The following is a 15,271-nucleotide window of genomic DNA, read 5'->3' on the forward strand; positions in this document are numbered from 1 at the left end:
GACCCCCATGGGTAAAGAACAAGGCAAACTCCTCCCGCAGATGACCGATCAGGAAGGTCCGCAACCCGGTCCGTCCTGGGGCAATCCTGCGTGGCTTGACCAGGTCAGCGATTCCGGAGCGGATCTGACCGGCGCGATGGATCCGACGCAGATGATGCTCGAGGCGAAGGACGCTGTAGGCAAAGCTGCGAAAGCTGCTGGCAAGTCCGCCGATCCCAAGGCGATCGAGAAAGCGGCGAGCCTCTCCATCGCAGCGATGACGCTGGTGCGGCTTTACCGTGTGCGCGGGCATCTGGGTGCTGACCTTGATCCGCTGGGGGTTTCGAGCAAGCGCGGCGATCCCGAAGACCTCACCCTCGCCTTCCACGGGCTCGAAGGCAAGGAAGCCGAAGAGGTCTATGTCGGCGGCGTGCTCGGTCTGGAATGGACCACTGTGGGCGAGCTTTATGCCCGCCTGCGCGAGGTCTATTGCGGCAAGGTCGGCCTTGAATACATGCACATCGCCGACACCGAAGAGCGGCGTTTCCTGCAGGACAAGTTCGAAAGCCCCGGCGAAACGATCCAGTTCTCACCCGAAGGCAAAAAGGCGATCCTCGCCGCCGTGTTGCGCGGTGAAGGCTACGAGGAATTCCTCGGCAAGAAATATGTCGGGACCAAGCGTTTCGGCCTCGATGGCGGCGAAAGCATGATCCCCGCTCTGGAAGCTGTCATCAAGCAAGGCAGCCAAGGCGGCGTGCGCGAGATCATCTACGGCATGGCTCACCGCGGGCGCCTCAACGTCCTCGCAAACGTTATGGCCAAGCCATACAAAGTGATCTTCCACGAATTTTCGGGCGGCACGGCCAATCCCGAAGATGTCGGCGGATCGGGCGATGTGAAATATCACCTCGGCACCAGCACCGACCGCGAATTTGACGGCATCTCGGTTCACATGAGCCTTGTGCCAAACCCTTCGCACCTTGAGACGGTTGATCCCGTTGTGCTTGGCAAAAGCCGCGCACAGCAGGCAATCCGCGACGATCTGGAAAACAAGAAGCAGGTTCTGCCCGTCCTGATCCACGGCGATGCAGCCTTTGCGGGCCAAGGCGTGGTGTGGGAAAGCCTGAGCCTGTCCGGCGTCAACGGTTATGACACTGGCGGCTGCATCCACTTCATCATCAACAACCAGATCGGCTTCACCACCTCGCCCCGCTTTGCGCGCAATTCGCCCTATCCCAGCGATGTGGCGAAGGGTGTCATGGCGCCGATCCTCCACGTCAATGGCGACGATCCCGAAGCGGTGACCTTCGCCTGCAAGCTCGCTATCGAGTACCGCCAGAAATTCGCGCGCGATGTTGTGATCGACATGTGGTGCTATCGCCGCTTTGGCCACAATGAAGGCGACGAGCCCAAATTCACCCAGCCGCTGATGTATGGCGTGATCGGCAAACACCCCAAGGTCAGCCGCGTTTACGAAGAGCGCCTGATCGCGGAAGGCGTGATCGACGAAGGCCACCGCGAAAGCGTCGCGGCGGAATTTGCCGCGCATCTCGAAGAGGAATTCGCAGCGGCCAAGAGCTATTCGGCCAATGAAGCCGACTGGTTCGGCGGTCGCTGGGCGGGCCTTAATAAGCCTGCCGATGATGAGACCGCGCGGCGCAATATCGAAACCGCGATCGAGCCGAAAATGTTCGACTCGCTCGGCCGTGTGCTGACCGAAGTTCCTGATGATGTGACCATCCACAAGACGCTGGGCCGGGTGCTCAAAGCCAAAGCTGCGATGTTCGAAAGCGGCGAAGGCTTTGACTGGGCCACCGCCGAAGCGCTCGCCTTTGGCAGCCTCGTGATGGAAGGTTACGGGGTGCGCCTGTCGGGGCAGGATTCGGGCCGCGGCACTTTCTCGCAGCGCCACGCCGTCTGGGTCGATCAGAACACCGAGGATAAATACATCCCGCTGACCACCCTGCCCCACGGCAAGTTCGAGGTCTATGACAGCACGCTTTCGGAATATGGCGTGCTCGGGTTCGAATACGGTTTTGCGATGGCCGATCCCAAATCGCTGGTCCTGTGGGAGGCGCAATTCGGCGACTTCGCCAATGGCGCGCAGATCATGATCGACCAGTATATCGCGGCTGGCGAAGCCAAGTGGCTGCGCGCAAACGGCCTCGTGATGCTGCTCCCGCACGGCTATGAAGGTCAGGGGCCGGAGCATTCCAGCGCGCGGCTTGAACGGTTCCTGCAATTGTGCGCGCAGGACAATATCCAGGTCTGCAACATCACCACTCCGGCGAACTATTTCCACGTTCTTCGCCGCCAGATGCTGCGCACATTTCGCAAGCCGCTTGTCATCATGACGCCCAAGAGCCTGCTGCGTCATCCGCTCGCCAAGAGCCCGCGCGAGGAATTCCAGGGCGACTGGCAATTCAAGCGGATCAAATCCGACATGACCGAGATCGACGACAAGAAGGTCAAGCGTTTGGTCCTGTGTTCGGGCAAGGTCTATTACGACCTCTACGAACGCCGCGAGGAAGAGGGGCTGAAAGACGTTTCGATCGTGCGGATCGAGCAGCTCTATCCCTTCCCAGGCGATCCGCTGGCTGTGCGGCTTAAGCGCATGTCAAATCTGCAGGACGTCATCTGGTGTCAGGAAGAGCCAAAGAATAACGGCGCATGGTTCTTCGTGCAGAACCAGATCGAGGACGCGCTGACGGCAGCCGGGCATGACGGTATGCGCCCTGCCTATGCGGGCCGCGCCGCTGCGGCTTCGCCCGCAACCGGCCTCGCCAAACGACATGCCGAGCAACAGGCGGCTTTGGTCGCCGATGCTCTCCGTCTCAAGAAGTAATCCAAGTTCAGCCCAAAGAAACCACGACGGTTTGAGGAAATACGAAAATGGCCACTGAAATCACTGTCCCGGTACTGGGAGAATCGGTCACCGAAGGTTCGATCGGCGAATGGCTCAAGCAGCCCGGCGACGCGGTTGCGGCGGACGAGCCGATTGTCAGTCTTGAAACCGATAAGGTCGCGGTTGACGTGCCTTCGCCCGTTGCGGGCGTAATGAGCGAACATCGCGCGGCTGTGGGCGACACGGTCGAAGTCGGCGCGGTGATCGCGGTAATCGAAGCAGGCGAAGCGGCTCCTAAGCCCGCTGCCAAGGCGGACACACCGGCACCAGCCGCAGCGAAGGAAGCCCCCGCTGATACCGGCGCGAGCCAGACGCTCTCCCCTGCCGTGCGCCGCGCTGTGCTGGAACACGGGGTTGATCCTTCGACCATCAATGGCACCGGCAAAGGTGGCCGGATCACCAAGGAAGACGTGCTCGAAGCGGCGAAGAAGAAGGGCGATCCCGCGCCTGCTCCCGCACCCGCCGCTGCGACGATCCCAACCCCCTCCACCGGCGGACGCGGCGAAGAGCGCGTCAAGATGACCCGTATGCGCCAGACCATCGCCAAGCGTCTGAAAGGCGCGCAGGAAGAGGCCGCGCTGCTCACCACGTTCAACGATGTGGATATGAGCGCCGTCATCGAAGCGCGCACGAAATACAAAGACCTGTTCGCCAAGAAGCACGATATCCGCCTCGGCTTCATGGGCTTCTTCGCCAAGGCCGCCTGCCTCGCGCTGAAGGACGTGCCCAGCGTCAACGCCTATATCGAGGGTGACGAGATCGTTTATCACGATTACGTCGATATCTCGGTCGCGGTTTCGGCTCCCAACGGCCTCGTCGTCCCCGTGATCCGCGATTGTCAGGACAAGGGCTTTGCGCGAATCGAGAAAGACATCGCCGACTTCGGCAAGCGCGCCAAGGAAGGCTCGCTGACCATGGCCGACATGACCGGCGGCACCTTCACGATCTCCAATGGCGGCGTGTTCGGCTCGCTGATGTCGACCCCGATCATCAACCCGCCGCAAAGCGCCGTCCTCGGCCTCCACCGCATCGAGGATCGCCCGGTCGCGGTGAACGGCGAAGTCGTCATCCGCCCGATGATGTATATCGCGCTTTCCTACGACCACCGCCTGATCGACGGCCGCGAGGCGGTGACCGCACTTAAGATCATCAAGGAAGCGATCGAAGATCCCACGCGGATGCTGATCGACCTTTGAGATGTTAGGTGTGATCCAGTTTTTCCTGCTGATTGGCACGGTTGCGGCAACACTTTGGGTCGTGGGTTTGCTGGATCAGAAAATGCAGCGGTTCAGGCGCGTTGCGCCGAATGAGAACGGCCGAATTCCGGATGGCCCATTAGCCAAAATCTCGTTGGTGATAATCATCGGAGGATTCTTTGTAGCCTACGTGATCTGGGGCGGATCTGGGAATGCGTCGAGTGACTGTTTTGGAAGCATGCGCTGTTAGCCCATGCGCGATGCCTACTTCGACGAACAGCGCTACGCCTTTTGGCATGAGCATCGCTTTGGCGAGTTCTGGGCGCGGTTTGGGGGGATGCCGGATGTTGCTGGCAAGCGGATGATCGACTTTGGCTGCGGACGTGGCGGCATGGTCCAGCGCTTGATGGAGGCCGGGGCGGCTAGCGCGCTGGGGATCGAACTGGACGAGGATTACGTCGACTTCGCAACCCGCAAAGTCGCCAGCCAGTGGGACGGGCGGGCGCAATTTGTGGTCGATGACATCCGTGAAATGCAGCTGGAACAGGCGGATATTGTCGTCTCCTCCGACACGTTCGAGCATGTGATGAGCATTCCCGATACGCTGCGCGCGGTAGTCAATGCTTGCAAGCCGGGGGGTGAGCTGTTCATCGGTTTCTCGCCGCTGTGGCACTCCCCCTTTGGCCATCATCACCTGATCAATTCGCGCATCCCATGGGCGCATCTGCCGCGCAGCAGTCGCGCCTTTCTTGAGCGGCTGCGCGACGACAAAGGCAACCACCCGCACAGTATCCAGCAGCTCGGCTTTAACGGCGCGGTGCCGTCCGAATTTCGCGAGGCGCTCAAGGGCCTGCCGGTCGAAGTGATCTCGGCGCGCCGCAATCTCGCCAGCTCGCCGCTCAAGGCGCTTGCCCTGAAGGCGCTGCTGATCCCCTCGATCATCCCGGCGTTGGAAAAATTCGTGACTGTCGGCATCTACTGGCATTTGCGCCGGTTGAAGGGCTAAAAGACCCCATGCTCGCGAACCTGCGCACCCGTCTTTATGTCGTCCTTGCCGCACTGCGCCGCCAATATCTGCGCAGTGTGTGGGGCATGACTATCGGCAAGGGCGCGCGCATTTCGGGCAAGGCGCATCTCGACTACACCAACCCCAAGGGCGTCCATATCGGCGACTATACGATTGTGACGCCGGGCGCGCGGATCTTCACCCATGACTATGTCGGCGCGCATCATGACAATACGCATATCGGAAGTTGCTGTTTTATCGGCGCGAATGCGATCATCATGCCTGCGGTAAAAATCGGCGATCATTGCATCATCGCAGCTGGCAGCGTGGTCACCGGCCATGTTCCCGATGGAACCTTGGTTGCCGGAAACCCTGCGCGTATCGTGAAGACCGGGATCGTGACCGGCCATTATGGCCGCACTGTTGACTGGGCTCCGGCCAGAAACGACGGCGCGCGTAATGTGCCAGAGCGGCAAATCAGCGATGGAAACCCTTCCGATCAGCCCCTAAAGGGGGCGCAACACAACCCTCACATGCCAGAAAAACGGGATTCTTCGACCAATGGCTGACCATTCTTACGACTATGATTGCCTTGTAATCGGCGCTGGCCCCGGCGGCTATGTTGCTGCGATCCGCGCTGCGCAACTGGGGCTGAAGACCGCCTGCGTGGAAAGCCGCGAGACACTGGGCGGCACGTGCCTCAATGTCGGCTGCATCCCGTCCAAGGCTCTCCTCCACGCCTCGGAACTGTTCGAGGAAGCCGAAGGCGGCCACTTCGCCACCTGGGGCATCGACGCCAAAGCGACATTCGATCTCAGCAAAATGATGGGCGAGAAAGTCAGCGCGGTTGGCGATCTCACCAAAGGCATCGAATTCCTGTTCAAGAAGAACAAGGTCACCTGGCTCAAGGGCCTCGGCTCGTTCGAGGATGCGCACACGGTCAAGGTCGGCGACGAGACCGTTACGGCCAAGGACATCGTGATTGCGACCGGTTCCTCGGTGACTCCCCTGCCCGGCGTCGAAGTTGACAATGCCAAGGGGCGGATCGTCGATTCCACCGGCGCGCTCGAACTGGACGAAGTGCCTGAGCACCTTGTCGTGATCGGCGGCGGCGTCATCGGGCTGGAGCTTGGCAGCGTGTGGCGGCGTCTTGGCGCGAAAGTCACCGTGGTCGAATTCCTCGACCAGCTGCTCCCCGGAATGGACGGCGAAGTGCGCAAGGAAGCGGGCAAGCTGTTCAAGAAGCAGGGCATGGAACTGATGCTCGGCCACAAGGTCACCGGCGCCAGTGTGAAGGGTAAGAATGTCTCGCTGACCGTCGAAAAATCGGCTGGCGGTGACGAGCAGACGATCAAGGCAAGCCATGTGCTGGTCGCCATCGGTCGCCGTCCCAACACAGACGGCCTCGCGCTCGACAAGGCCGGTTTGCAGGTCAACAATCGTGGTCAGATCGAGATCGACCACGACTTCCGCACCGGAGTCGAAGGTGTCTGGGCGATCGGCGATGTCGTCCCCGGCCCAATGCTCGCGCACAAAGCCGAAGATGAAGGCGTCGCAGTGGCAGAGAACATCGCAGGCGAGACCGGCATCGTGAACCACGATGTGATCCCCAGCGTCGTCTACACCATGCCCGAAATCGCAGGCGTGGGCCTGACGCTTGAAGAAGCGATCGAAAAGGCTGGCGGCGACAAGTCCAAGGTCAATGTCGGCAAGTTCCCCATGATGGCCAATTCCCGCGCCAAGGCGAACCGCGACACCGATGGCTTCGTCAAGGTGATCGCCGACGCCGAAACCGACCGCGTTCTGGGCGTGTGGATGATCGCCAGCATTGCCGGCACCATGATCGCGCAGGCAGCACAAGCCATGGAATTCGGCGCAACGTCGGAAGACATCGCCTACACCTGCCACGCCCACCCCACCCACGCCGAAGCCTTCAAGGAAGCGGCAATGGCGGTGACCGGCAAGCCGATCCATATGTAAGCCTCGCAATTATGGGGTGGATTGGGCGCGCGCTCCTGTTAGTCCTGCAAGGCAACGGGAGACGACAGACATGGCCTATCCGCAACTGACCGACAAACCCGGCGCGCTTGAGACCGCTGCTGCTATTCGCGCGGGCGAGCTCAGTGTTGCGGAAGCGGTCGATGCTGCGATCACGCGGATCGAGCATTTCGATGCCGAGGTAAACGCGCTGGCCGTGCCTGATTTCGAGCGCGCGGTTGAGACTGCCAAGGCTATGGACCGCGATGGTCCCACAGGCGACCAACCTCTCTTCGGCGTGCCGATGACGGTCAAGGAAAGCTTTGACATTGCCGGTCTTAAGACCTGCTGGGGATATGAGGAGCTGACCGACTACGTCGCCACTCGCGATTCCGACCTCGTGCGGCGGATGAAGGCCGCGGGTGCGGTCATTCTCGGCAAGACCAACGTACCCATCGACCTTGCCGACTGGCAGAGCTTCAACGCGGTCTATGGCCGCACCACCAACCCGCATAACGCTGAGCGCTCGCCCGGCGGATCGTCAGGGGGCAGCGCAGCAGCGGTGGCCAGCGGCATGGTCGCTGCCGAGTTCGGGACCGACATTGGCGGTTCTGTGCGCGTGCCTGCGCATTTCTGCGGCGTGTGGGGGCACAAGACCACTTGGGGCCTTGTCTCTAGACAGGGTCATGACCACCCGCAAATGGCGCGGCGCAAGGGTTTTGTCGCCGCGCATGACGGCGTGCTCTCGATTGCAGGGCCATATGCGCGCAATCCAGAGGATCTGGCGATCCTGACGCAGATCGGGGCGCAATATCCACTCACAGCTCGCCGCAAACCCATTGCGGAGTGCAAGTTCCTCGCGATCACCGAATATCCCGGCGCTCCGGTTGATGCCTCGGTTGCCGAGCCGACTGAGGCGGCGATTGATACGCTCCAGGCTGCTGGAATAAAGATCGACCGCGCAAGCAGCCTGGTGCCCGATCTGGAGGCGCAGCAGGCGCAATATCTGCGCATGCTCAACACAGCGAAGGCTCGCGGCGGCCCCGCACCGAACGGCAAACGCGCGACCGCAACCGACTGGTTCGATCTACTTGATGAGCAAGCGGTTAAGCAGTTTGAATGGGCGCGCTTGTTCGAGGAATACGACTTTGTCCTCGCCCCGCCCGCTCCAGTGCTGGCGATCAGGCATCTTGACGAGGCGGTGTTCAAAGGCACGATCTGCGTCAACGGACAGGATATTCCGGCGGCAACCGGCCTTGCATGGGCGGGCATTGCGACTTTCCCAAATCTGCCCTCCACGGTCCTGCCCATCGGCAGCGGCCTGTATGAAGGCGCCGAACTTCCCTGCGGCATGCAGGTCATGGGTCCTTGGATGAGCGACCTCGACTGCATCCATGCGGCGGGCGAAATCTCCAGCATTCTGCACGGATAGAGACATGGCAAAAACAATGCGGAACTTCGCCAAGTGGCACATCTGGCTTGGCTGGCTGGTCGGGGTGCCGGTGGTGATGTGGACCGCGACCGGCCTCTACATGGTCGCCAAGCCGATTGAGGAAGTGCGCGGCAATCACCTGCGCATCGCGGTTGAGGAAGAAGCGCCATTAGTGCTCGAAGACAGCACGCTCGCAACGGCAGAGGCCAATCTGCGCGAGATGCGCGTCGCGATGCAGGATGGGCGCGCAGTGGCTCTGCTAACCGATATGGACGGCGTGACCACCCGCGTCGATGTCGCGAGCGGGGAACCGATCCCTGCCCTCACCGCCGAGGATGCGCGCGCGCTCACCGCCGAGCGGATCGTGGGCGGAGACAAGGTGCGCGCTGTCACCTTCTTCGAGGCCGATGAAGTGCCCTTCGACTTCCGCCGCCCGATGCCGGTGTGGCAAGTCGCGCTGGAGGACGGCGCGCATATCTATATCGGGCGCGATACCGGCCAGATCGAGGCGGTGCGCACAAGCTGGTGGCGCGGGTTCGACTTCATGTGGGGGCTGCACATTATGGACCTCAAGACCCGCTCGGACACCAGCCACCCGATCCTGATCCTGTTCGCCGCGCTTTCGCTGATCGGAGCGCTGATGGGCTGCGTGCTGATGTTCCGCCGCCGCCGCGCGAGGGTGCGAGTGTCCAAAGAACAAGCCGCGCAATGAACGAAGCGGTCCTCACCCCGATCCTTGACTGGCTCGACATGGTGGGCATCGCGGTCTTTGCGCTGTCGGGAGCTTTGGTCGCGGCGCGCGAGCGGCAAACCTTTGTGACCATGGGCTTCTTCGCGCTGGTCACAGGCGTTGGCGGAGGCACTTTGCGCGACCTGTTGATCGACGCGCCGGTGTTCTGGATGACCGATCCGTGGGTCGCGGTGATCTGCCTGGCGACCGCGCTGATTGTCTGGTTCACGCCGGTGCGGATGTGGGATGGCAAGCTGCTCGATTATGCCGATGCGGTGGGGCTTGCGGCCTATGCTGTGCTCGGCAGCGCGAAGGCGATAGCCTACGGCATTCCGCCTGTGCCCGCCGCGCTTATGGGGATCATCACAGGCTGTGTGGGCGGAGTGATCCGCGATGTGGTCGCAGGCCGACCTTCCATCATTGTGCAGCCAGAGCTCTATGTCACCGCCGCCGCACAGAGCGCGGTTCTAACCGTTCTCGGCATGCAGCTTGCCGCATATCTGGGCGTCGCCGACGCGATTGTCTGGGGCATTGCCTTTATCGCCGGATTTGCGCTGCGGGCCGCGGCGATCCGGTTCGAGCTGGGTCTGCCGAGTTACGGGAGAGGTTCAAAAACCCCTCCCGATGACCCGTTTCAGTCCGAGTAGGTTTCTTCGCCCGGCAGCGGACCGCCGGGATAGGCCGGAAGCGGCTCGTCGCTTTCTTCAGCCGGTGCGGGAGCCTGATAGGCCTGCTGACCGCGCACAGCAGCGCGTGCATCGGCATAGGACTGGTCCGAATATTGCCCGTCAGCCGCGCCCAAAGAACTATCCGAAAATCCGCTGTAATCGATGTTCGAGATGCGGCCGTCATTGTCGATCTGGCAGGTGAAGCCCGATCCGTTGAACAGCGTGCCCGACACCGTCCAGCCCGAAGCCGTGCGGCTGGCATTGTCGACGCTGTCCACGCGGACATCGCGCTCAATCTCGCCCATGCATTGCGACACGGCGCTGTCGAGGCCCGATCCGCTGGATGAGCGCGGGTTGGAGCGGCGGCGGTCATCATAGCGGCGATTGTCATCGTCGCGGCGTTCATAGCGGCGGTCGCGGTAGCGCTCACGCTCGCGGTTGTTGTTGCTCGCAGCGCTGGCAATGGCGGCAATACCGCCAAGCACCAACACGCCTGCAAGAACGTCTCCGCCGCGAATCCGGCCACGGCGATAGCGGCGATAACGGCGGCGGTGATACTCGCTCGCCTCGGCCTCGCCTCGATAGATGTCGGTGTCGAACGCTCCGCCAGTGCCAAAGTCCAGCTGAGCGGCGCTGATCGCAGTAGTCGAACTTGCGCTCGTCGCCAGATCAGCCGCCTGTGCTGGGGTTGCCGTGAAAGTCGCTGCGGCGGCAATACCGGCCAGCAATGCGATGGTTTTGATGTGAGCCATGGTCACTCCCTCCTGTTGGGTTGCACATATCATGTACGCGCCAGTTTCCTAGAAAGGCGGCCACCACTCGCCCAGATGTGACACGCGCATAGGCGGCGCAGGCTTGATCTTACCTGAACCGCCAACGGGGTGCGGCCAAAGATACGGGGCGGGTTCGAAAACCCGCCCCGCTGGTGGAGAAGATGGGGTCCGCTATCAGCGAAGACCCTGAATGCCGCGGAATTCGATCTGCGGGCGGTTGCCGCGTTCAACGTAGCAGGTGAAGCGGCCGCGGTCGGCATTGCGGCCACGATAGCCACGCGCACCTTCGACAACCATCCGGCCACGGACACGGAAGCCATAACGGGTCCGGTCAATGTCGCGGATCTCGGTCACATCGGCATAGCGCCAGCCACCGAACCTGCGCGCTTGTCGCTCAGCCCTGCGGATACAACGCTGAACAGCGCGCTCAGCTCCGCCGCGATAGCCTTGATTGCCGCGATAACCGCGATTGCCGTCATAACCGTTGCCGCGATAGTCGCGATCACGATAGCGCCGGTCGCGCCGATCATCGTTGTCAAAGGCACCGGCGAGGGCGGCAAGTCCGCCGATAATTACGGCGCCGGCGATCACATCGCCTGCATCAATGCCGCGGTCGCGGTGGCCACGATCATCAGCCATTGCAGGGGTTGCAGACGCCAGGGCCATCGCGCCAGCCGCGACAGTCCCGAAGGCGCCCTTGGTCAGAGTCTTTTTGAGAGTCTTCATGGGTTCATCCTCGGGTTCGCGCCGATGCGGGATTGCTTCGGCGTTGAACCCCTTATGGATGATTCGCTGTGTGCTAAGTCTGACTGGCTCTAGCAGCTTTTGTTCAGGTTTATGGCTATTTTTCTGAACAACGCGTCTGGGAGGCGGCTTATCGCGTCAGAATGTGCGCCGCTGATAGGGGCCGGTGGATGAGCGCTCGATTAATCGGAGCCGCCTTCCTCCAAAGCTGCCAGCACATCGCGGGTGAAGGCTGCGATATCAAAGCGCGTGCCCACCATATCCTCGCCCCGCCGCACGATCACGACATCGCGGCTGGGCACGACCACGACATATTGCCCGCGATTGCCGCGCGCTGCGAAAGCGTCGTCGGGAATGCCCTCGAAAGCATTGCCTTCGGGCCTGCGGAACGTCCACCAGCCCGCGCCATAGCCCCAATCGGTGCCCTCGGGCTGCGGGCCGCTGGGGTCGGAGATGTATTCGACCCAGCCTTCGGGGAGGATGCGCTCGCCATCCCAGACCCCGTCATTCAAATAGAGCTGGCCCAACCGCCCCAGATCGCGCGCGGTCGACCACACCTGACTTGAAAGCACATAGCCGCCGCGCCAATCGGTCTCGGCGATCGTCCGGTCCATCCCAAAGCGGGAAAGCAGATCCTCTGCCCCATAATAGCCGAGAAACCGGTCCACGGTTCTCACCGCGAGCAACGTGTCGTTATTCGCATAGCGAAACACCGTTCCCGGCGCATGAACGACCGGCCAGCGCATTGCGGTTTCGTCAACCGTGCTGCCACCCCAGTAGAGCGGGTCGGTGCGGTTGCCGGGAGTGTCCGAGTAGCGGCCAGTTGCCATACGCAAAGCATGATCGATTGTAATTTGGTTGCGCAGGTCAGGCGCCCCGCCCTGCCTCCAGTAATTCAGCCCAATCGGCTCGTTCACATCGATGCCGTCCGCCAGCAATCCTATGCCGACAAGAGTTGAAGCAATGCTCTTGGCAACCGACCAGGTGCGCTGCGGCGTGTCTGCACCGAAACCCTGAGCGTAACGCTCCATGATGATGGCGTCGCCTCGTATGACGAGCGCTGCTGTGGTGCGCGATCCTTCGCCATAGCTCATGTCAAAGGCAGCATCGCCAAGGCGGTCCTTGGCCGAGCCGCTCAAGACTGCTGAATTCGTGGTCCATCCGTCATCAGCAACGTTTGCATTGGCGCTCTCCGCACTGAGAGGGAGCGGCTCGGCAAGCGATGCACCGATGGGCTCGACATAACACCCGCCATTAACGGACTGCGTCGCAGCGCGCGCAGGCATGTCATCCGCCCATTCGACCCGGACCTGATAGACAGGTGGATTGGCCATCCCGTCCACCGAGTAGCGCACGATCTCATAAGGAAGGTCCCGAATGATCGGATCGAGCACAGGATAGATGCCCGTCAATTCCCACTCATGGACGCTCTCTTCTGTCCGCGAGCCTCCCAATCGTTCCGACGTCGCCATCGCGCTGCACAACATCATCGCCTTGTAACCCGCCGCGAGTGCGTAGTTGTAGCGGTCGTCGAGCCGCTCTTGCGCGCTCTGTGCGGAGGCTGTGGTGGTGAGCGCGAGGGCGGCGGTGGCTGCTAGGCTGAGGAGTGTCTTCATGGGCGCAGACCCTAAGCCCGCTCCCCGATCAATCAAGCACGCAAAAGGAAAGGGGCCGGCGGATTGCTCCGCCAGCCCCTCAGTCCCTATGCTGCCCGCATAGCGCAGGCACGCATGGATTGGCAAATTACGCGTCGGCAGTAGCCTCTGCATATTCGTCTTGTTCAGCCATGTTCGGACCCGAATCCTGACCCTTGGCGTCTTCGTCGCGCTCGACGAATTCGATGATCGCCATCTGCGCGCTGTCGCTGGCGCGGTAGCCGGCCTTGATGATGCGGGTGTAGCCGCCATCACGGTCGCTGTAACGCTCGGCCAGAACGTCGAAGAGCTTCTTCAGCTGGGTTTCGTCGAGCAGGCGAGCCTGCGCGAGACGGCGGTTGGAAAGACCACCGCGCTTTGCCAGCGTGACCAGTTTCTCGATGTAAGGACGCAGTTCCTTCGCCTTGGGAAGGGTCGTCTCGATCTGCTCGTGCTTGATCAGAGCAGCCGACATGTTGCGGAAAAGAGCCTTGCGGTGGCCCGATTTGCGGCTCAGCTTACGCTGTGAAATTCCGTGACGCATTTTTGTATTCCTTCAGTTCGATGAGGGCCCGTATGAGGTAGCCCAAAGCTGGCGGCGCTTAAGGCGCGCCGCCGGTGCCTTGATTAACCCAGAAGCTCTTGTTCGAGTTTCTTGGCCATTTCCTCGATGTTCTCAGGCGGCCATCCGGGGATGTCCATGCCGAGGCGCAGACCCATGCTGGAGAGCACTTCCTTGATCTCGTTGAGCGACTTGCGGCCGAAATTCGGCGTGCGCAGCATCTCGGCTTCGGTCTTCTGGACCAGATCGCCGATATAGATGATGTTGTCGTTCTTGAGGCAGTTGGCCGAACGCACCGACAGTTCCAGCTCGTCGACCTTCTTGAGAAGGTAACGGTTGAGCTGGTTCGCATCGTCTTCCTGCGGCTGCGCAGCGTGGCCGATCATGGCCGACTGCGGCTGCGGGATGCCGTCTTCGAAGTGGACGAACAGGGTCAACTGGTCCTGAAGGATGCGCGCAGCATAGGCCACGGCGTCTTCGGGAGTGACAGTGCCGTCAGTTTCGACGGTCAGCGAGAGCTTGTCATAGTCAAGCTCCTGGCCGACACGGGCGTTTTCAACTTTGTAGCTCACCTGGCGGACCGGCGAGTAGAGCGAGTCAACCGGGATCAGGCCAATCGGCGCATCGATCGGACGGTTCTGGACAGCAGGCGAGTAGCCCTTGCCCACGTCAGCGGTCAGCTCCATGTTGAGCGTCGCGCCTTCATCGAGGTGGCACAGGACCAAGTCCTTGTTCATCACTTCGATGTCGCCGGTGACAGCAATGTCGCCCGCTTTCACGGTTGCAGGGCCAGTGACGGACAGCTGGAGCCGCTTGGGCCCTTCGCCTTCCATCTTGAGCGCGATCTGCTTCACGTTGAGGACGATATCGGTCACATCCTCGCGCACACCGGCGAGCGAGGAGAATTCGTGAAGCACGTTTTCGATCTTGATCGAGGTGATTGCAGCGCCCTGAAGCGAAGACAGCAGAACACGGCGCAGGGCATTGCCGAGCGTCAGGCCGAAGCCCCGCTCAAGCGGTTCCGCGACGAAGGTTGTCTTGCGATTCTTGTCGCCGCCTTCTTTGATTTCGAGAGCGTTGGGTTTCTTAAGTTCCTGCCAGTTCTTCATGTTGACGGACATGGATTTCCCCTAATTCGCTTGCCTATAGCGGTTCAAATTTCAGAGCGGGCCCGGTCGGTTGGCGTGACCAGTGTCGGGCCCGAAACGCGGCACAAGACCCCATGGCCCTGCACCGCAAAACGGATCAGACGCGGCGACGCTTTGACGGACGAACCCCGTTATGCGGGATCGGTGTCACATCGCGGATCGACGTGATGTTGAAGCCAACAGCGGCGAGACCGCGCAGCGCGCTCTCACGACCCGAACCCGGGCCTTTCACTTCGACTTCGAGGGTGCGGACACCATGCTCGGCAGCTTTCTTGCCGGCATCGTCTGCGGCGACCTGCGCTGCATACGGGGTCGACTTGCGGCTGCCCTTGAAGCCCATCATGCCTGCGCTGGACCAGCTGATCGCATTGCCCTGTGCATCGGTGATGGTAATCATGGTGTTGTTGAAGCTTGCGTTGATGTGCGCAACGCCGCTCGTGATGTTCTTCTTGTCACGGCGCCTGATCTTGGCGGGTTCGCGTGCCATTGTTCGTATTCCTTTAAGCTCGTCAGAAGG

General features: G+C 61.4%; 14 protein-coding genes. 8 read left to right on the forward strand and 6 right to left on the reverse strand.

Features of this window, described 5'->3' with window-relative positions; translation table 11 throughout:
* Positions 1 to 7 precede the first annotated feature (7 nt).
* The 8 genes from Q0887_RS06040 (at position 8) to Q0887_RS06075 (ending at position 9,872) form a co-directional block, all read left to right on the forward strand.
* Positions 8 to 2,824 (forward strand): 2-oxoglutarate dehydrogenase E1 component, encoded by a 2,817-nt coding sequence (locus Q0887_RS06040; RefSeq protein WP_299193179.1) that lies wholly within the window; start codon positions 8 to 10, stop codon positions 2,822 to 2,824.
* Between the two features lie 47 nt (positions 2,825 to 2,871).
* Positions 2,872 to 4,080 (forward strand): 2-oxoglutarate dehydrogenase complex dihydrolipoyllysine-residue succinyltransferase, encoded by a 1,209-nt coding sequence (odhB, locus tag Q0887_RS06045; protein ID WP_299193181.1) that lies wholly within the window; start codon positions 2,872 to 2,874, stop codon positions 4,078 to 4,080.
* Between the two features lie 253 nt (positions 4,081 to 4,333).
* Positions 4,334 to 5,086, forward strand: a complete 753-nt coding sequence (locus Q0887_RS06050) for a class I SAM-dependent methyltransferase (RefSeq protein WP_299193183.1) — start codon at positions 4,334 to 4,336, stop codon at positions 5,084 to 5,086.
* A gap of 8 nt (positions 5,087 to 5,094) precedes the next feature.
* Positions 5,095 to 5,655 carry an acyltransferase gene (locus Q0887_RS06055; protein WP_299193185.1) on the forward strand — a complete coding sequence of 187 codons (561 nt, stop codon included), beginning with the start codon at positions 5,095 to 5,097 and terminating at the stop codon, positions 5,653 to 5,655.
* Positions 5,648 to 7,066, forward strand: coding sequence for a dihydrolipoyl dehydrogenase (gene lpdA, locus Q0887_RS06060; protein ID WP_299193186.1), 1,419 nt, complete (start codon positions 5,648 to 5,650; stop codon positions 7,064 to 7,066). The genes Q0887_RS06055 and lpdA overlap by 8 nt, the downstream gene beginning before the upstream one ends.
* A 70-nt stretch (positions 7,067 to 7,136) precedes the next feature.
* Positions 7,137 to 8,495 carry an amidase family protein gene (locus Q0887_RS06065; RefSeq protein ID WP_299193188.1) on the forward strand — a complete coding sequence of 453 codons (1,359 nt, stop codon included), beginning with the start codon at positions 7,137 to 7,139 and terminating at the stop codon, positions 8,493 to 8,495.
* Between the two features lie 4 nt (positions 8,496 to 8,499).
* A complete protein-coding gene (locus Q0887_RS06070) occupies positions 8,500 to 9,207 on the forward strand; it encodes a PepSY domain-containing protein (protein ID WP_299193190.1) in 708 nt (235 codons plus the stop codon).
* Positions 9,204 to 9,872: a trimeric intracellular cation channel family protein gene (locus Q0887_RS06075; protein WP_299193192.1), complete on the forward strand. Its 669-nt coding sequence runs from the start codon at positions 9,204 to 9,206 to the stop codon at positions 9,870 to 9,872. The genes Q0887_RS06070 and Q0887_RS06075 overlap by 4 nt, the downstream gene beginning before the upstream one ends.
* Here the strand turns inward: Q0887_RS06075 and Q0887_RS06080 are convergent.
* The 6 genes from Q0887_RS06080 to rpsK all read right to left on the reverse strand — a co-directional run bounded on the left by Q0887_RS06080 (position 9,860) and on the right by rpsK (position 15,241).
* Complete coding sequence (locus Q0887_RS06080) at positions 9,860 to 10,645, reverse strand: hypothetical protein (protein WP_299193194.1); 786 nt, start codon at positions 10,643 to 10,645, stop codon at positions 9,860 to 9,862. The two genes, Q0887_RS06075 and Q0887_RS06080, sit on opposite strands and share 13 nt — an antisense overlap.
* Before the next feature lie 195 nt (positions 10,646 to 10,840).
* A complete protein-coding gene (locus Q0887_RS06085; protein WP_299193195.1) occupies positions 10,841 to 11,392 on the reverse strand; it encodes a hypothetical protein in 552 nt (183 codons plus the stop codon).
* 200 nt (positions 11,393 to 11,592) lie between these two features.
* Positions 11,593 to 13,026, reverse strand: coding sequence for a serine hydrolase (locus tag Q0887_RS06090; RefSeq protein ID WP_299193196.1), 1,434 nt, complete (start codon positions 13,024 to 13,026; stop codon positions 11,593 to 11,595).
* A gap of 127 nt (positions 13,027 to 13,153) precedes the next feature.
* Positions 13,154 to 13,588, reverse strand: coding sequence for a 50S ribosomal protein L17 (rplQ, locus tag Q0887_RS06095; protein WP_299193198.1), 435 nt, complete (start codon positions 13,586 to 13,588; stop codon positions 13,154 to 13,156).
* A gap of 83 nt (positions 13,589 to 13,671) precedes the next feature.
* Complete coding sequence (locus Q0887_RS06100; RefSeq protein WP_299193199.1) at positions 13,672 to 14,727, reverse strand: DNA-directed RNA polymerase subunit alpha; 1,056 nt, start codon at positions 14,725 to 14,727, stop codon at positions 13,672 to 13,674.
* A 124-nt stretch (positions 14,728 to 14,851) separates the two neighbouring features.
* Positions 14,852 to 15,241 carry a 30S ribosomal protein S11 gene (rpsK, locus tag Q0887_RS06105; RefSeq protein WP_067598921.1) on the reverse strand — a complete coding sequence of 130 codons (390 nt, stop codon included), beginning with the start codon at positions 15,239 to 15,241 and terminating at the stop codon, positions 14,852 to 14,854.
* Between the last annotated feature and the right edge of the window lie 30 nt (positions 15,242 to 15,271).

It is taken from the genome of uncultured Erythrobacter sp., assembly GCF_947492365.1.
Classification (GTDB): domain Bacteria; phylum Pseudomonadota; class Alphaproteobacteria; order Sphingomonadales; family Sphingomonadaceae; genus Erythrobacter.